Origin of the sequence: Roseomonas sp. CAU 1739, from assembly GCF_039839775.1 — a bacterium.
GTDB lineage: Bacteria > Pseudomonadota > Alphaproteobacteria > Acetobacterales > Acetobacteraceae > Neoroseomonas.
Genome location: NZ_JBDOQQ010000014.1, coordinates 149601 through 168126, shown reverse-complemented (window position 1 = coordinate 168126; position 18526 = coordinate 149601). Strand labels below are relative to the sequence as shown.

The 18526-nt window shown below is 70.4% G+C and carries 11 protein-coding genes; 3 read left to right on the top strand and 8 right to left on the bottom strand.

Annotated elements, in window-relative coordinates:
- The gene (locus tag AAFN86_RS21225; protein ID WP_347545552.1) at nucleotides 1–2595 is read right to left on the bottom strand and encodes a PBP1A family penicillin-binding protein; all 2595 of its coding nucleotides are present in this window, start codon (nucleotides 2593–2595) and stop codon (nucleotides 1–3) included.
- Between the two features lie 232 nt (nucleotides 2596–2827).
- A complete protein-coding gene (locus tag AAFN86_RS21220; RefSeq protein ID WP_347545551.1) occupies nucleotides 2828–3952 on the bottom strand; it encodes an N-acetylmuramoyl-L-alanine amidase in 1125 nt (374 codons plus the stop codon).
- Nucleotides 3953–4741: 789 nt separating this feature from the next.
- Between AAFN86_RS21220 and AAFN86_RS21215 the strand changes: the two genes are divergently transcribed.
- The 3 genes from AAFN86_RS21215 (at nucleotide 4742) to AAFN86_RS21205 (ending at nucleotide 11508) form a co-directional block, all read left to right on the top strand.
- Entirely contained in the window at nucleotides 4742–7684 is a 2943-nt protein-coding gene (locus tag AAFN86_RS21215; RefSeq protein WP_347545550.1) for a ribonuclease E/G, read from the top strand.
- Nucleotides 7685–8143: 459 nt separating this feature from the next.
- Entirely contained in the window at nucleotides 8144–10930 is a 2787-nt protein-coding gene (locus tag AAFN86_RS21210; protein WP_347545549.1) for an ATP-dependent DNA helicase, read from the top strand.
- 65 nt (nucleotides 10931–10995) lie between these two features.
- Entirely contained in the window at nucleotides 10996–11508 is a 513-nt protein-coding gene (locus AAFN86_RS21205) for a hypothetical protein (RefSeq protein WP_347545548.1), read from the top strand.
- Nucleotides 11509–11553: 45 nt separating this feature from the next.
- Here AAFN86_RS21205 and AAFN86_RS21200 read toward each other — a convergent pair whose 3' ends face one another.
- The 6 genes from AAFN86_RS21200 to groL all read right to left on the bottom strand — a co-directional run bounded on the left by AAFN86_RS21200 (nucleotide 11554) and on the right by groL (nucleotide 18491).
- A complete protein-coding gene (locus tag AAFN86_RS21200; RefSeq protein WP_347545547.1) occupies nucleotides 11554–12576 on the bottom strand; it encodes an LLM class flavin-dependent oxidoreductase in 1023 nt (340 codons plus the stop codon).
- Nucleotides 12577–12951: 375 nt separating this feature from the next.
- A complete protein-coding gene (locus AAFN86_RS21195) occupies nucleotides 12952–14133 on the bottom strand; it encodes an amidohydrolase family protein (RefSeq protein ID WP_347545546.1) in 1182 nt (393 codons plus the stop codon).
- Nucleotides 14130–15089 carry a threonine dehydratase gene (locus tag AAFN86_RS21190; RefSeq protein WP_347545545.1) on the bottom strand — a complete coding sequence of 320 codons (960 nt, stop codon included), beginning with the start codon at nucleotides 15087–15089 and terminating at the stop codon, nucleotides 14130–14132. The genes AAFN86_RS21195 and AAFN86_RS21190 overlap by 4 nt, the downstream gene beginning before the upstream one ends.
- Nucleotides 15090–15111: 22 nt before the next feature.
- Nucleotides 15112–15315 (bottom strand): cold-shock protein, encoded by a 204-nt coding sequence (locus AAFN86_RS21185; protein WP_347545544.1) that lies wholly within the window; start codon nucleotides 15313–15315, stop codon nucleotides 15112–15114.
- A 221-nt stretch (nucleotides 15316–15536) separates the two neighbouring features.
- Nucleotides 15537–16517, bottom strand: a complete 981-nt coding sequence (locus AAFN86_RS21180) for a tripartite tricarboxylate transporter substrate binding protein (RefSeq protein WP_347545543.1) — start codon at nucleotides 16515–16517, stop codon at nucleotides 15537–15539.
- A 330-nt stretch (nucleotides 16518–16847) separates the two neighbouring features.
- Nucleotides 16848–18491 (bottom strand): chaperonin GroEL, encoded by a 1644-nt coding sequence (groL, locus tag AAFN86_RS21175; protein WP_347545542.1) that lies wholly within the window; start codon nucleotides 18489–18491, stop codon nucleotides 16848–16850.
- Nucleotides 18492–18526 lie beyond the last annotated feature (35 nt).

Genomic DNA, 18526 nt, shown 5'->3' with positions numbered 1-18526 from the left:
TCAATAAAGCCCGCCCAGGTTGCTGTCGAGGCCGGTGGCCGTGCCGCCGCCGCCGCCACCGCCGCCCGCGCCCCACCGCCGCGCGGCATTCTCGGTGCCCGGGCGAAAAGCTTCGAGGATCGAGCCATTGCCGACATTGATGCGCACCAGCGCCACGCCCGGCGGCGCGCGGAACGGCACCGGCGGACTGTCGCGCAGGGCGGCTGCCAGCACGTCGTGGAAGATCGGCGCAGCATTGCCGCCGCCGGTCTCGCCATTGCCCAGGCTGCGTGGTTCGTCATAGCCCATCCACACCGCGATCACGATGTCGGGGGTGAAGCCGACGAACCAGTTGTCCTTGTAGTCGTCGGTGGTGCCGGTCTTGCCGGCGATCGGCCGGTTCAGCCCGGCCCCGGCGCGCGTGCCGGTGCCGCGCTGCACCACGCCCTGCAACAGGGACACCATCTGATAGGCGGCGATCGGGTCGGTCGCCTGCTGGCGCTGCGGATCCACGAGCTCGGGCGGGCCGGCATCGGGGTTGCCCGCGTCGCAGGTGGCGCAGCTGCGGCGGTCGGCGCGCCAGATCACTCGCCCGCGGCGATCCTGCACGGAATCGATCAGCGTCGGCGTCACGCGATTGCCGCCATTGGCGAAGGCGGCGTAGCCGGCGGCCATGCGCAGCACCGTCGTCTCCCCCGCGCCGAGCGACAGGGCGAGATAGCGCGGCATGTTGTCGATCACGCCGAAGCGGCGCGCCGCATCGGCCACCGCGTCCATCCCCACCTGCTGCGCGACCCGCACCGTCACCAGGTTGAGGCTGCGTTCCAGCGCCTGGCGCATGGTCACCCAGCCATTGGCCTGGCCTGCGGTGTAGTTCTGCGGCCGCCACAGCCGCCCGCCGGACATCACCTCGATCGGTTCGTCGAGCAGTTCGGTATTGGGCGGAATACCCTGCTCCAGCGCGTTGATGTAGACGAAGGGCTTGAAGGACGACCCCGGCTGGCGCTGCGCCTGGGTCGCGCGGTTGAACCAGGACCGTTCGAAGGACCAGCCGCCGGCCATCGCCAGCACGCGGCCCGATTGCGGGTCGAGGGCGACCACCGCGCCCTCGATCTGCGGCATCTGGCGCAGTTCAACGCGCTCGGGACGCGCCGCGCGCCCTTGCGCGGGCATCTGGGTCGCCATCTGTTCGACGAAGACGACGTCGCCGACATTGACCACCTGGTTCATGCGGGCGGGCTGGCCGCCCATCCGCCCATCGCGCACCGGGCGCGCCCAGGCGAGGTCCTGCAGATACATCAGGCCGGTCTGCGGTTGCGGCGCCCCGCGCCCGCCATCGGCGCGGTCGATCCAGCCGAGCCGTGCATCGTTGGCGCGCACTTCCAGCACCACCGCCAGCCGCCATTCCGGCAGTCCGCCCGGCGGCCGCTGATAGGCTTCGAGCGCCGGCATCCATTCGGTCGGGCCGGCCGCGATCTGGCCGAACGCGCCGCGCCAGCCGCCGCGGCGGCGGTCATAGGCCACCAGCCCGTCACGCAGCGCCTTCTCGGCCGCAGCCTGCAGGTCGGGTTCCAGGCTGGTGCGCACCACCAGGCCGCCCATCGTGGTCTGCTCGGCGCCGAAGCGCTGGATCAGCTCGCGGCGTACTTCCTCGGTGAAGTGCTGGCCGACCGGGACGACCTCCGGCCGGCGGGACGGGCGCGGGACCAGCGGCTCGGCCTTGGCGTAGCGGGCTTCCTCCCGCGTGATGTGGCCGTCCTCGGCCATGCGGTCGATCACCCAGTCGCGCCGGGCGCGCGCCGCCTCGGGGAAGCGGATCGGGTTGTAGTTGTTGGGCGCCTTGGGCAAGGCGGCGAGGAAGGCGGCCTCGGCGATCGTCAGGTCATCCAGGCCCTTGTTGAAATAGGCCTGCGCGGCGGCCGCCACGCCATAGGCGGATTGACCGAGGAAGATCTCGTTCAGGTAGATCTCGAGGATGCGTTCCTTGGGCAGCGCCTGTTCGATGCGCACGGCGAGGATCGCCTCGCGCACCTTGCGCATCAGCGACCGTTCGGCACCCACCAGCATGTTCTTGGCGACCTGCTGGGTGATGGTCGACGCCCCACCCATCCGCCGGCCGGAGCCATAGTTCTCCGCCGCCGTCAGCAGCGACCGCCCGATGCCGAGCGGATCGACGCCGGCATGTTCCCAGAAGCGCTGGTCCTCGGCCGAGACGAAGGCCTGCTGGATGCGCGCCGGGATCGCCTCGATCGGCACGAACACGCGCCGCTCAGTCGCCAGTTCGGCGGTGAGCCGGCTGTCGGCGGCGTAGATGCGGCTCATCTGCGGCGGGTTGTAGTCGGCCAGCCAGCGGTAGTCGGGCAGGTCCTCGGAGATCTGGCGATACAGGCCATAGGCGGCGACCGAACCGACCAGCCCACCCACGACCAGGATCATGAACAACAGGCGGAACAGCCCGAAGCCGCGACGGCGACGCTTGGCGCGCGCCGGCTTCTCGCGCCGCGGGGCGGCTTCCGCAGACGGTTCCGGCGGGGCGGCAGGGCCGGCCGCCGCAGCACGCCGCGTATTGCGGCGGGGGTCGAGCGGCTCGTCGGCATGAAGATCAGGCGGGGTCATCGGGGCACAGATACACTGTCAGGACGGGTGGGGCGATATTTGGTGCGGCGCAGCTGGAATGGGCGGGCTTCGCAAAGATTTCGTCGCGGTGCTGGAGGGGCCTTGCCCCTCCAGACCACCCCACCAAAGGCCAGTGGGCCTTTGGAAACCGATCCTTGGTGTCGGGCGCCGCGGGCTGGCTGATTCGCTGCGAGGCGCGCGGGGTGGGAATGGACGCCGATAGCAAGCCCCCCTACCCGGTCGGCGTTGAATCGAGCCATTGCTTCACGGCACGCGAAAGCGCGAGCGACAGCCGCGCCCGGTGCGCCCCCTGCTGCAGGGCGGCTTCGTCGCGCGGGTCCGACAGGAAGCCGAGTTCCACCAGGGCCGAGGGGATTTCCGGCGCCTTGAGCACCACGAAGGCGGCCTCGCGATGGGTGTTGGGCAGCAACTGCACCTCCTCGCCCAGTTCGCGCACGGCCAACCGGGCGAGGCGGTTGGAGCCGACCCGCGTCTCCTGCCGCATCAGGCTGATCAGGATGCGCTGAACCTCGGGGCTGACCGAGGGCAGGCGCAGGCCGCCGGCGATGTCGGCGCGGTTCTCGCGCTGCGCCAGCGCCTCGCTCATCGCGTCCGAAGCGGTCTCGGACAGGGTGTAGACCGAGGCGCCGCGCGCGCCAGGCGCGGAATCGGCGTGCAGGGAGACGAACAGCGCGGCGTCGCGGCGGCGGGCGAACTCGACCCGGTCGGCGAGCGGGACGAAGACGTCCCGCTGACGGGTGAGCAGCACGCGGCAGGTGCGCGCGGCCTCCAGCCGGCGTTTCAGTTCGAGCGCGGCCGCCAGGACGATGCGTTTTTCCTGCACGCCGGTGGTGCCGATCGCGCCTGGGTCACGGCCGCCATGGCCGGGATCGAGCACGACGAGCGGCAGCGATCCGGCGCTACGGGCAGTGCCGGCCAGCACGTCGCGCCCGGCGCGGATGGCGGCTTCGAATCGCGGCGGCGGCACCGGGGCGATGTCGATGGTGATCTGCCCCTCGCGGGCGGGGCCGATGGATGGCAAGGCAGGGCCGGCAAGGTCCAGCACGAGGACGCCATCCGCGGCGACGAAACGGCCGGCGCGCACCGGCCCGGCGTTGCGCAACGTGGCGGCACCACGCCAGGTCGCGCCGGGCAGTTCGATAACCAGGCGCATCGGGTCGGCATGGGCGCGGATCGACCAGCGCTGCGCGCCGTCAATGGCCAGGGTCAGGCGCGCACGGCCGGCAGTTGCCGCCAGGGTGGCCCCGGTGAGTGTGGCCGCCCGCGCCAGCGATGGCGCGGCGACGGCGGCGATCAGGCCGAGCCCCAGCAAGGGGCGCCGGCCGAGGCGCGGCATCGATGCTGTTCCCTGTTCCTGGCCCAACCCCCGGACCAGGCGGCAATATGTCATGTATTTCAGATATTTGCCATGGCTGAATTGAAGTGGCGTCTTATCCGATCGACACTTGGCCCGGTGCCCCGCACCAGACAGGAGCGCAAAGCGCTACCGCGACCGGACCGTCCGCCGTAGTCCGCGCGCCCGCGCAAAGCGCTGAACACAAGCCCACCGGATGGCCGGCGCCCGCCGTTTGAGGGACAGGCAAAAACCAACAAACCGCTGCCTTGTGGCAGCGGTGTGTGGCGACTATGGTTACCTGCCCCGGCGGTAACCGCTGCGGGCGGAGTCCCGGGCAGGATCGCCCGGCATGCGACCCGAGGGCTCAAGGCCGGGCGCGTGGCCGGTGCGAGACAGACGGGGACCCGGCCTGGAGCCGGGGCGGCACTCATGCCCCCCGCGCCTTCCGTGGTTCAGCCGGGTGCCCTGCCCCAAGGTTCCGCCAGCGCGGAGACGGGTGCGCGCATGGTCCGGTACTTGCCCCCTAGCCGGCAACCGGGCCGCCGCACAGCGTCCGCCGGCCCGCCCGTGCCTGGGACCGCCGCGACACCGCGGCCGTTCAAGGGTTACCGGGGCAGAAACCAGGCGCGCCCACCCCGGGCCTGCATCGCCACGCGCGGTGCGCGGCCCACCGAGCGAGGACTTTCGCCGCCGCATGCCCAAGGAAGCAGCGCCGCGATTCCGTCTCCGCCCGGGCCCCGCCATTTCGTTGCGCCGCCGGCCCCGCCGCGGCGCGGAGTTCCGACGCCCATGACCAAGCGCATGCTGATCGACGCATCACACCCCGAGGAGACAAGGGTGGTGGTGCTGGACGGCAACCGTGTCGAGGAATTCGACCTCGAGACCGCCACCCGCCGCCCGCTGAAGGGCAACATCTACCTGGCCAAGGTGGTGCGGGTGGAACCCTCCCTGCAGGCCGCCTTCGTCGAATACGGCGGCAACCGCCACGGCTTCCTCGCCTTCGGCGAAATCCACCCCGACTACTACCAGATCCCCGTCGCCGACCGGCAGCGCCTGATCGAGATGCAGGCCGAGGATGCCCGCGCCGAGGAGGAGGACGACCTGCCGCCGGAATCGGCGATGGACCGCGCCGCCTGGAACGGCGAAGGCGCCGAGGGCTGGACCAATGGCGAGGAAGCGCCCGCCCAGGCTGCGCCCGCCGGCGAATCCGCCGCCACGGAAGCGACGGCCCAGCCGCTCGACATGGCCGATGACCGCATCACCGGCACGCCGGATGCCGGCCTGCCGATCGAGCCGACCGCCGCCCCCGAAGCCGTGGATGCCGCCCCCGACACCATTGCGGCCGAGGTGCCGGACAACGACGCCGAGGACATCAGCCGCGTCGAATCCCTGCCCGCCGAGGACGCCCCCCCGCCGCCCGAGACGATTGGCGGCGAGGACCTGCCCGCCGAGGGTGAAGGCGAGGAAGACCGCCGCGAGCGCCGCATCCCGCCGCGCTTCCTGCGGCACTACAAGATCCAGGAAGTGATCAAGCGCCGGCAGATCATGCTGGTGCAGGTCGTCAAGGAGGAACGCGGCGGCAAGGGCGCGGCGCTGACCAGCTACATCTCGCTGGCCGGCCGCTTCTCCGTGCTGATGCCGAATTCCCCGCGCGGTGGCGGCGTCTCCCGCAAGATCACCTCGGCGGCCGACCGCAAGCGCCTGCGCGAAGCGGTCGAGGAGATGAACATGCCCGACGGCATGTCGCTGATCGTGCGCACCGCCGGCGCGCAGCGCCCCAAGCCCGAGATCAAGCGCGACTGCGAATACCTGCTGCGCCTGTGGGACAGCATCCGCGAGCGCACCCTCGCCTCCTCCGCGCCCGCGCTGATCTATGAGGAAGCGGACCTCATCAAGCGGTCGATCCGCGACGTCTATGGCCGCGACATCGACGAGGTGGTGGTCGAGGGCGACGACGCCTACAGCCAGGCGCGCGAGTTCATGCGCATGCTGATGCCGGCCAATTCCGGCCGCATCCGTGCCCATCGCGAAGCCGTGCCGCTGTATGCGCGCTTCAATGTCGATGCGCAGCTCGATGCGATGCACTCGCCGATCGTGCAGCTGAAGTCCGGCGGCTACATCGTCATCAACCAGACCGAGGCGCTGGTCGCCATCGACGTGAATTCGGGCCGCGCCACGCGCGACCGGCACATCGAGGACACGGCTCTCCGCACCAACCTTGAAGCCTCCGACGAGATCGCGCGGCAGCTGCGCCTGCGCGACCTCGCGGGCCTCATCGTCATCGACTTCATCGACATGGAGGCGGCCAAGCACGACGCCATGGTCGAGCGCCGCCTGAAGGAGGCGCTGAAGCACGACCGCGCCCGCATCCAGGTCGGCCGCATCAGCCATTTCGGCCTGCTGGAGATGTCGCGCCAGCGGCTGCGCCCGTCGATCGCCGAACAGACCTTCGTCGCCTGCCCGCATTGCCAGGGCCGCGGCCTGGTCCGCAGCGTCGACAGCAGCGCCCTGCAGGTGCTGCGCGCGATCGAGGAGGAAGGTGCCAAGCGCCGCGCCGCCGAGATCTGCGTGCATGTCGCCTCCCCCGTCGCGTTGTGGCTGCTGAACCGCAAGCGCGAGAAGCTGGCCGAGATCGAGGCGCGCTTCGGCATGGCGGTGCTGTTCGAACCGGACGACACGCTGATGGGTCCGGCGCTGAAGATCGAGCGCCTGCGCGCCGCCGAACCCTCCGCCATGCCCGTCGCGCCCTCCGCCCTGCGCATGGACTACGCGCCCGAGCCGGTTGAGCCCGAGGAGGAAGCCGAGGAGGCCGATGAGGCCGAGAGCGCCGAGGAAGCCGACGGCGCGCCGCGCCGCGCCGACGAGACCGCCGAGGAAGGCGAACGCCGCCGCCGTCGCCGCCGTCGCCGTCGCGGCGGACGCCGCGAGGATGGCCGTGAGGATGGCCGCGAGGCCGAGGGACTTCCTGGCGGCGAGGGCGAAGGCGAGGGTGACATCGAGGCCGAGGTCGCGGAGGCGGTCGAGAGCGCTGTGTCCGCCGAGGCCGGCGAAGCCCCGCCCGCCGACGCCACAGCCGAATCGGACGCCGATGCCGAAAGCCGCCGCCGTCGCCGTGGTCGCCGCGGCGGCCGCCGCCGGCGCGAGGATGGCGGCGCGGCCGAACCCGCCGCGACCGAGGAAGGCGAGGAGGCCGCACCGCTCGCTGCCGCCCCTGCCCCGGCACCGGTCCCGGCACCGCGCCCGGCGCGCTATACCGGCCCGACCCCGGCGGATCCCTTCGCTGGCCAGATCGACGATATCTTCGACGTGATGGAAGCCGCCGAGGCCGCGGCCGAACGCGCCGCCTCGTCCTCCCGGGCGGCCCGCAATGCCGCCCCGGCGCCGGTGACCGCGGCGCCTGACGCCGAAGCGCCGGCGACGGAAGCACCGGTGGCCGAGACGCAACCGGTCGAGACACCAAAGGTCGAGACGCCGGAGGTGGAGGTGGCGGCCGTCGTGGAGACCGCTGGCGAGGCGCCCGCCGCCATCGAGCCGGTGGTCGAGGCGCCGCCCGCCATGGTGGCTGAGCCGGTGCCGGAACCGGCCGCGGCGCCGCCGGAACCCGAACCCGTCATCGTCGCGCCGGCCCCTGGCGCCGCCGAACCGACGGTTGGCGCGCCGGTTCAGCCGGTTGTCCTCGGCACCGGTGCGGAAGCCGACCGACCCAAGCGCCAGGGCTGGTGGCGTCGCTGACGCCATCACGGCCGCGCCGTTCACGGGGATCCACCTGAACGGCGCGGTGGTGCCGGGCAGCCGCTCGGATCAGCCCGGCCAGGACCGGACGGCTGCACGAAACCTTCGATCCGGACCACCCGGTCCTGGTCTGATACCAACGGCTGAATTCCTCGCCGTTGGTAACGGCTCCGGCCTGCCCTCGGACACGTCGTGCCAAAGGTACGCCCATGGCGTGACGCGCAAATCTGCGGTTTGCCTGGCTTTCGCCGGACGACCGGCGGGTCGCCTTCGCGGCCTCGGCATGAGTCAATGACTCGTCCGTTGGTATGATACCCGCCGGCAGCCAGACTGAACCGCTGCCGCGGGCTTACCGGCACGCCCACACGCCACCCCCGGGCTGCCGCAGGCGGCCACCGGGGCGGGACAGGGGCATCCGTCCGCGGCTCGCACGCCCGCCGCAGCCTGCTACCCTGCGCCATGGCTTCTGCCCCGCGACTCCTGTTGCCCGACGTGCCTTGCCTCGTCGCCGGCCTTGGCCGGGCGGTGCTGGTGACCCCCGATGGAGAGGTCGAGACGCTGCAGGCCGAGGCCGCGGCGCAGCGCCTGCGCGACACCGCGCCGATGCTGGTGCACGCCCCGGCGACCGCGCGGCGGCTTGGCGTTGGCAGCTTCGAGGCGGCGCATGACGTGCTCGAACTGTTCGCCTTCTGCCGCCCGGCGGAACCCTGCGCGCCGACACCGCGTGGCCTGGCCCTAGCGCTCGACATGCCGCAGCCGGCGGATGAGGAAGCCGCCGCGGCCCTGCTGCCCGAGATCGCCACGGCGCTGCTGCGCCACCTGGCCGATACCCGCGACGCCCCGCAGAATCGCGACGCGGCCGGCCTGGCTGCCCGCATGGGCGAAGCGGGATGGGCATGGGCGCCATCGGTGCTGGCGGCGCTCGGCGATCCGAACGCGAAGCCGATGCCGAATGCCTACAAGGTCTGGCGCCGCCTGCCGGAATGGGAGGACACCGCCCCCGCCCCACCCGCTGCCGCCTTCGCCGTGGAACCGGCCGAGGCGCGGCGGCGGCTGGCCGAGATCCTCGGCGCCGGGGCGGAACAGCGGCCGCAGCAGGCCGACTACGCCTCGGCCGCCGCCGGGGCCTTCGCGCCGCGCGAGCACCCCGGTGCGCCGGCGCTGGTGCTGGCGGAAGCGGGGACGGGCACGGGCAAGACGCTCGGCTACATCGCGCCGGCCAGCCTGTGGGCCGAGAAGAACGGCGCGCCGGTGTGGATCAGCACCTTCACCCGGAACCTGCAGCGCCAGATCGACCAAGAGACGGCACGGCTGTTTCCCGACCCGGAGGATCGCCGCCGCCACGTGGTGCTGCGCAAGGGACGGGAGAATTATCTCTGCCTGCTCAACCTCGATGACCAGACCTCGGGCGGGCCGCCGCCCTATTGGGCGGTCGCACTCGGGCTGGTGGCGCGCTGGGCGCTGGCGACGCGCGACGGCGACCTGCTGGGCGGCGACTTTCCCGGCTGGATCACCGAGCTGTTCGGCCCCGGCGCGGTGCTGCCGCTGGCCGACCGGCGCGGCGAATGCATCCATTCCGCCTGCCCGCACTACAAGACCTGCTTCGTCGAGCATTCCATCCGCCGGGCCAAGACCGCGCAGATCGTCATCGCCAACCACGCGCTGGTGATGATCCAGGCCGCCCTTGGCGGCGGGGAGGACGGGCCGCCGCTGCGCCTGGTGTTCGACGAAGGCCACCATTTGTTCGACGCGGCGGATTCCGCCTTTTCCGCCGACCTGACCGGGGCCGAGATGGCGGAACTGCGCCGCTGGCTGCTGGGCGCGGAGGGCGGTCGGTCGCGGGCGCGCGGGCTGCGCCGGCGGCTGGAGGAATTAATCGGCGACCGGCCGGAGTTGAACGCCCAGCTCGACGCCGCGCTGCTGGCCGCCCGCGCCCTGCCGCTGCCGGGCTGGCCGACGCGCCTGCCCGGCGGCGGCACCGCCCGGCCGGACGAAACGCCCAATGCCGGGGAGGTCTTCCTGCGCGCCGCGCGCGAACAGGTGCTGGCCCGCACACAGGATGCCCGCGACGCCGGGCTGTATGATTCCGAATGCGACCTGTTCCCGGTGACCGCCGACCTGCCCGGTGCGGCGGAAGGCCTCGCCCGCGCCCTGCGTCGCATCGAGGAGCCGGCGGTGCTGCTGCGCGACCGCCTTGCCGCGCGGCTGGAGGATGAGGCGGAGGAGCTGGAAGTCGGCGACCGCATCCGCATCGAGGCCGCCTGCCGCGCGCTCGACAACCGTGCCTTGCGACCCCTGCGCGCCTGGACGCAGATGCTCGCGACCATCCAGGCCGACCCGCCGCAGCCGGGCCAGCGGCCCGATTTCGTCGATTGGCTCAGCCTGGAACGCCGCGGCGGCGCCGATACCGACGCGGGCATGCACCGGCACCACCTGGACCCCACCGAACCCTTCGCCCGCGCCGTGGCGGCACCCGCGCATGGGCTGCTGATCACCTCCGCCACGCTGCGCGACGAAGGGGAGGCCGAGGATGACGACCCCGAAGCCACCTGGCGCGAGGCGGAGGCGCGCACCGGGGCCTCCCACCTGCCGATCCCGGCGATCCGCGCGGCGATGCCATCCCCCTTCGATTACGCCGCGCGCACGCGCTGCCTGGTGATCACCGATGTCGCGAAGGAGAATACCGGCCAGGTCGCTGCCGCCTTCCAGGCGCTGTTCCTGGCGGCCGGCGGCGGCGGGCTCGGGCTGTTCACCGCCATCCGGCGGCTGCGCGACGTGCAGGCGCGCATCGCCGGGCCGCTGGAGCAGGCGGGCATCCCGCTCTATGCCCAGCATGTCGATGCGATGGACAATGCCACGCTGGTCGATGTCTTCCGCGCCGAGGAACATGCCTGCCTGCTCGGTACCGATGCGATGCGCGACGGGGTGGACGTGCCGGGCCGCGCGCTGCGGCTGCTGGTGTTCGACCGCGTGCCCTGGCCGCGCCCGACCATCCTGCACCGCGAACGTCGCGTGCATCTGTCGGGCGGGCGTCCCAAGGATTACGATGATCGCATTGCCCGCCACCGGTTGCGCCAGGCCTTCGGGCGGCTGATCCGCCGCGCCGACGACAAGGGCGTCTTCGTGCTGCTGGACCGCTCGGCCCCGTCGCGGCTGCTGCACGGGTTGCCGCCGGGGGTGCTGATCCGTCGACTGGGGCTGGCGCAGGCGGTGGCCGAGACGCGGGATTTCCTCGCCGAGCCATGACCCCTTCCGTCCGGGGCCTTGTGGGAGCATCTTCCCCTCCTGTTCCCGGCGGGAGGAGAATGTCCGTGCCCATGACCATAGAGACCTTTGCCGAGCGCGCGCGCGAGGCGCTCAAGAGCCACCCCGGCCTCGAAGGCCGCATCATGGTCTGCGACCTGGTGGGCGAGGCGCTCAAGGACGCTGCCTTCGTCGCCAAGCACATCAATGACAAGACGCCGGAACGCCAGGTTCTGTATGAGGATCCGGAACTCGGCTTCACCGTGCTCGCGCATGTGTACCACGACGCCAAGACCTCGGCCCCGCACGACCACGGCCCGACCTGGGCGATCTATGGTCAGGCGGCGGGCGAGACGGTAATGACCGACTGGGAATGCCTGGCACGGCCGACCGAGACGACGCCGGGCAAGGCGCGGCGCATCAAGGACTACGCGATGAAGCCGGGCGATGCGTATCTGTACGAACCTGGCATCCTGCATTCCCCGCGCCGCGACGGGCCAACGCGCCTGCTGCGGATCGAAGGGCTGAACATGGACCGCGTGAAGCGCCTGCCGTATCTGCCGGTGGACGCCGCGGCCTGATGCGGGATTGAACGGGAGGGACGCGCAGCGCCCTCCCGGCCAAGGTCAGCGCCAGCCGAGGGCCGGCGCGACCTGCGTCAGGATGCCCTCGATGACATGGGCGCAGTATTCGACGCCGAGCTGGTTCGGAATGGTCAGCAGCAGCGTATCGGCCTCGGCGATGCCCTCATCGGCGCGCAGCTGCTCCACCAGCGCCTCGGGCTCGGCGGCGTAGCCGCGGCCGAAGATGGCGCGGGTCTTCTCGTCGATGAAGCCGACCTGGTCCTGTTCCTTGCCGCCGCGCCCGAAGTATTCGCGGTCCTGGTCGTCCAGCAGCGGGAAGATGCTGCGGCTGACCGAGACGCGCGGCGTGCGCGAATGGGCGGCTTCCTTCCAGGCCTCGCGATAGGCGCGGATCTGCTTCGCCTGCTGGACGTGGAAGGGCTCGCCGGTCTCGTCGTCCTTCAAGGTGGAGCTTTGCAGGTTCATCCCCTGTTGCGCCGCCCAGACGGCCGTGGCGTTGGAGCCCGAACCCCACCAGATGCGATCGCGTAGCCCGTCCGAATGGGGTTCGAGGCGCAGCAGCCCCGGCGGGTTCGGGAACATCGGGCGCGGATTGGGCTTGGCGAAGCCTTCGCCCTGCAGCACCTGCAGGAACACCTCGGCATGACGGCGGCCCATATCGGCGTCGCTTTCGCCCTCGGCGGGCGCGTAGCCGAAATGGCGCCAGCCATCGATCACCTGTTCGGGTGAACCACGGCTGAGGCCGAGCTGCAGCCGCCCGCCGGCGATGAGGTCGGCTGCACCGGCATCCTCCGCCATGTAGAGCGGGTTCTCGTAGCGCATGTCGATCACGGCGGTGCCGAGTTCGATACGGCTTGTCCTCGCCCCCATCGCCGCCAGCACGGGAAACGGCGAGGCCAGTTGCCGCGCGAAATGATGCACGCGGACATAGGCGCCATCGGCGCCAAGGTCCTCGGCCGCAACCGCGAGGTCGATGGATTGCAGCAGGGCATCGGCAGCGCTGCGCGTGCCGGAGTGCGGCGAGGGCGACCAATGGCCGAAGGACAGGAAACCGATCTTCTTCATGGCAGGTCTGGTCCGATCGGGCGCGGCATCGCCGGCCCGCAAGATGGTGGCGGCCGCGCGGAGATCGCCAGGCCGTGTTGCCCAGGGATGTAGGTCATGCCGCAACTCCATGCCCATCACGGCCACCGATGATGGTCATGGCTTTGGTCCGATTGCGGGTCTCCGATCAGCGCGATCGCGGCATGCATGGCGCAGCGGCTGCAGCGGGCGGATCACGCCCGGGCCTCCCGCCTGCACGAGCACCGCCGCGCCTGACGGCAGTCCGTCAGACGCGATCGACCCCCGAGCATGATCGGTTCATCCCCATCACGCGCCAACCTGTTGTTTGCTCGCGTGATTCAAACCTTCGGTGCATGCGCACCTGCAGCCATCACGCTAGACGAGCAATGCGCCATCCCGCGCCACCACGCGGCCTCCCGACACCACCAGTTTGCGCGCCGGCCGCACCACCACCGCTTCGGCCAGGTTGCGCGCATCGACCAGCACTAACTCCGCACGTGCGCCGGGCGCCAAGCCGTAATCCGCGAAGCCACAGCCGGCCGCGCCCGCGCCGCTGATGCAGTCGAAGGCCAGCGCAATCTCATCATCCCGCCGGAAATTGTTGCGCAGCCCGACCAGCATGGCGCGTTCGAGCATGTCGGGCGAGCCATAGGGCGTCCAGGTGTCACGGATGCCGTCATTGCCGGCGAAGATCGTGACACCCGCCGCGCGGCACGGCGCGACGAGCGGAACGGGGCGGGATGCCGGCGCGGTGGTGGCGATGCCCACGCCCAGCCGCGCCATCTGCGCCAGCAGATCGTCGCGCTCACGTTCGGGAATGTCGCCGAGGCAGAAGGCGTGGCTGACCACGACCTTGCCCTCCATGCCGAGGGCGCGCGTGCGCTCCAGGATCAACTCCAGCGAGAAGGCGCCCATCGAGCCCTGTTCATGCAGGTGGATATCGACGGGCTTGGCGTGCTTTTCGGCAAGGGCGAATACGATGTCGAGATGCTTCACCGGATCGCGTTCGATCGCGCAGGGGTCGAGGCCACCGACGATATCGGCGCCGAGCGACAGCGCGGCATCGAGCGCCGCCTCCGTGCCCTGCCGGCCGAGGATGCCCGATTGCGGGAAGGCGACGATCTGGATGTCCTGCAACCCGTCCATCGCCGCACGGGTTTGCAGGACGCGTTCGACATGGGCGGTGCCCGCCTGGGTATCAACATCGACATGGCTGCGGATGCGCGTGGTGCCGGCGGCAAGGAAGGCACGCGCCATCGCCAGCGACGCGGCGTAGGCGTCGTGCCCGGTGCGCGCGCGCCATTCGCGTTCATTGTCGATCTTGTCGATGATGCGCGGGCCAACGGTGTTCACCAGCCAGTCGGGCTCGTGGAAGGTGGTCTTGTCGAGATGCGTGTGGCCTTCGACGAATCCAGGCAGCAGCAGCAGGCCTGCACCGTCCTCGACCGGGGTGCCGGAGGGGATGGTGCCGGGCGCGGCGATGCGGCCGCCCTGCACCAGCACGTCGGTCGCGGCCCCGCCCATCGGGCGGACGTTGCGCAGCAGAAGGTCGGTCATGCGGTCCCCAGCACCCAATCACGGAACAGGTCGAGATCGATATTGCCGCCGCACAGCACCAGGCCGACACGCTTGCCGCGCATCGCACCCCGTTCCTGCAGCAGCGCGGCGAGCGGCGCGGCACCCGCGCCCTCGGCAAGATTGTGGGTGTCCTGCCAATAGGCGCGGATCGCCGCGGCAACCTCGTCATCCGTCACGGTGACGATGCGTGCGGCACCAGCGCGGATGATGGCGAGTGCCGCGGCGTCCGGCACACGCGTCGCCATGCCGTCGGCCAGCGTATCCGCGCGCGGGGTCGTCACCACCTGCCCGGCGGCATAGGACAGCGCATAGGATGGCGCGCCGGTCGATTGCACGCCGATGATCTCGGTGCCCAGGCCGAGCAGGTCACGCGCGAGGATGCAGCCGCAAATCCCCGAGCCCAGCCCGATCGGCACATACAGCGCATCGAGTGGCGGCGCGTCGCGGAAGAATTCCAAGGCGTAGGTCGCGACACCCTTCACCAGGTCCGGTGCGAAGGACGGCGCGAATTCCAGCCCCTCGACGGCGGCGAGGCGCATCGCTTCTTCCCGCGCCGCATCAAAATCCTCGCCATGTTCGACCAGCCGCGCGCCGAAGGCCCGCATCGCGGCGTTCTTCTCGCTGCTGTTGCCGTGCGGGACGAGGATGGTGACCGGCACGCCGTGGCGCTGCCCGGCATAGGCGAGGGACTGGCCGTGATTGCCGCGCGTCGCGCTGACCACGCCCTTCACCGACGGGCGTTCCCGCTTCAGCCGGTTCATATAGACCAGCCCGCCGCGCACCTTGAAGGCGCCGGTGGGCGTGTGGTTCTCATGCTTGACGTGCACATCCACGCCGCATCGCACCGCGAGCAGCGGCCACGCGACCTGCGGCGTGGGTGGGAAGGCCTGGTGGATCAGGCGCGCCGCCGCCTCGAGTTCCGTCAGCGTGAACATCGGGATGGCGGCGCGGGGCGCGCTACAGCGGCTTGAGGTTGACGGCGGCGGCCTTGCCGCGTTCGTTCTCGACGTCGTAGCTGACCTTCTGGTTCTCGTTCAGCCCGGTCAGGCCGGCCTTCTGGACGGCGGTGATGTGGACGAAGACGTCCTTTCCACCATCCTGCGGAACGATGAAGCCGAAGCCCTTCGTCGCGTTGAACCACTTCACGGTGCCGATCGCCATGCGATCTGTCTCCTTGCCTCGCCCGGACGCGGCCTCGCGCCAGGGATTGTCCATCCGGGCCCGGATTCGGCTTGGAGGCGACCGGGTATCCGGAGGCACGGCAAGGCGAGACGAGACACGATTGGTGACGAAATCTGGCGCAGATTGTCCCGGCCGCGTCAATCAAAGTGAACCTTCGGCCATCTCGCGGCTGCATCGCATGATGCAGCCGCGAAGCGCCATCACTCGACGCGAATGCCGAGCTCCGGGATGGTGCGCCCCCAGAAGGCGTGTTCGTCGCGCACCTGGGCCGTGAAGGCTTCGATGCTGACCGGCCCGGTGAGCGGTTCCAGGCCGTCGCGACCCAGCTTCTCGTGGAAGGCCGGCATCGCTGCGATCTCGGCGACCGCCGTACGCAGCGCCGCGACCGGCTCGGCCGGCGTGCCGGCGGGATAGAACACGCCGTGCCAACCGGTGACGTTGTAGCCGGGCAGGCCCTGCTCGGCGACGGTCGGCACGTCCGGGAAGGTCGGCGAACGCTGCGCCCCGGTCACCGCGATGGCGCGCAGCTGGCCGTCGCGCACCAGCGGGATAGCCGGCGGCGGGGAGGAGATGTTGAACTGCACCGTGCCGTTCACCGCATCCATCAGCGCGGGCGCGGTGCCGCGATAGGCGACGTCGCCGATATCGATGCCGGCCATGCGGTTGAGCAGCTTGCCCGCCAAGTGGTTGTTCCCGCCATTGCCGGAATGGCTGAAGGTGATCTCGCCGGGCCTCGCCTTCGCCAGCGCGATCAGCTCCTGCAGGTTGGTCGCCGGGAAGCGTGGATTGGCGACCAGGATGTACTGGTAGTTGGCGACGATGCCGGCGGGCACCAGGACCAGCGCGGGGTCGTCGCGCTGCGGCGTGCGATAGACATGCGGGTTGATGACGATGTTGGAGGAGACGGCGTAGAGGAAGGTGTAGCCATCGGGGCGCGCCCGCACCGCGGCCAGGGCGCCGATCGACCCGCCGGCGCCGCCGCGATTGTCCACCACCACGGTCTGGCCGAGCTTCTGCGACAGGATATTGGCGAATTCGCGCCCGACGATGTCGGTGCCGCCACCGGCCGCATAGGGGACGATCATGGTCAGCGGGCGGTTCGGCCGCCAGGCGGCGCCCTGCGCCAGCGCAAGCGTCGGCGCGAAAAGGACTGGTGAAAGAAGCAGGCTGCGGCGTTTCATTGGACGGTTCCCGGTGCTTGAGCGGCGGCTCCTTAGCACCATCGCGGCACGGGGCCATAGGGCAATCAGGCCCGCCAGGGATCACCGGAAACAGCGGATCGAGGCCCCGCCTCGATCCGGGAGCGCAAAGCACGACCGCGCCCAGACCAACCGCCGTCCCCGGAACGCCAGTGCATGGCGCGCCAGTCAAGCACGCGGATAGGTGCGCCGGCGCTTGAGGCAGAATGACAAAGCCAAGCCGGAGGATGCTGGCTCCGGCGATCGACGCACAAAAAAAGAGGGCGGCCCCGAAGGACCGCCCTCTCCTGTTCCTTGCGGATCAGGGCTGGATCAGAAGTCCATCCCGCCCATGCCGCCCATGTCGCCGCCACCGCCGGCCGGAGCCGCCGCCTTGGCAGGCCGCTCGGCGACCATCGCCTCGGTGGTGATCAGCAGGGACGCGATGGAAGCCGCATCCTGCAGCGCCGTGCGCACAACCTTGGTCGGGTCGATGATGCCGGCGGCCACCAGGTTCTTGTACTCGTCCGACTGGGCGTCGTAGCCGTATTCGTAGGTGTCGGTGCGCAGCACCTCACCGGCGACCACGGCGCCGTCCTTGCCGGCGTTCTCCGAGATCTGGCGGATCGGCGCCTGGATCGCGCGGCGCACGATCTCGATGCCGACCTGCTGGTCGGGGTTCTCGGCCTTCAGGCCGGCCAGCTTCACGGAGGCGCGCAGCAGCGCCACGCCGCCGCCCGGGACGATGCCTTCCTCGACCGCGGCGCGGGTCGCATGCAGCGCGTCATCGACGCGATCCTTGCGCTCCTTCACCTCGACCTCGGTCGAGCCGCCGACGCGGATGACGGCAACGCCACCGGCCAGCTTCGCCAGACGCTCCTGCAGCTTCTCGCGGTCGTAGTCCGAGGTGGTCTCCTCGATCTGCGCCTTGATCTGCTCGCAGCGGCCGGTGATGGCGGTCTTCTCGCCGGCACCGTCGACGATCGTGGTATTCTCCTTCTCGATCTTCACGAGCTTCGCGCGGCCCAGCATCGCGAGCGTGACGCTCTCGAGCTTGATGCCGAGGTCTTCGGAGATCACTTCACCGCCGGTCAGGATGGCGATGTCTTCCAGCATCGCCTTGCGGCGATCGCCGAAGCCCGGCGCCTTCACGGCGGCGATCTTCAGGCCACCACGCAGCTTGTTCACGACCAGGGTGGCCAGCGCCTCGCCCTCGACGTCCTCGGCCACGATCACGAGCGGACGGCCCGACTGCACCACGGCTTCGAGGAGCGGCAGCATCGGCTGCAGCTGCGACAGCTTCTTCTCGAAGATCAGGATGTAGGGGTTTTCCATCTCGGCGATCATCTTCTCCGCATTCGTGATGAAATACGGGGAGACGTAGCCGCGATCGAACTGCATGCCCTCGACGACGTCGAGCTCGGTCTGGATCGACTTGGCTTCCTCGACGGTGATGACACCCTCGTTGCCAACCTTCTCCATCGCCTTGGCGATCATCTCGCCGATCTCGGTCTCGCCATTGGCGGAGATCGAGCCGACCTGCGCCACTTCGGCCGAGGTCGTGATCTTCTTCGTCTTGGACTCGAGGTCCTTGACGACTTCGGCGACGGCCTTGTCGATGCCGCGCTTCAGATCCATCGGGTTCATGCCGGCGGCAACGGCCTTGGCACCTTCACGGATGATGGCCTGGGCCAGCACGGTCGCGGTGGTGGTGCCGTCGCCGGCCAGGTCGTTGGTCTTCGAGGCCACTTCGCGCACCATCTGGGCGCCCATGTTCTCGAACTTGTCGGCCAGCTCGATTTCCTTGGCGACGGTCACGCCGTCCTTCGTGATGCGCGGGGCACCGAAGGACTTGTCGAGCACGACATTGCGGCCCTTCGGGCCCAGCGTCACCTTCACGGCGTCGGCAAGGATGTCCACGCCGCGAATCATACGTTCACGCGCCGAAGCGCCGAACTTCACGTCCTTAGCAGCCATGTGTCTCTACCTCTGAATTCTGTGTTGCGTCGGGT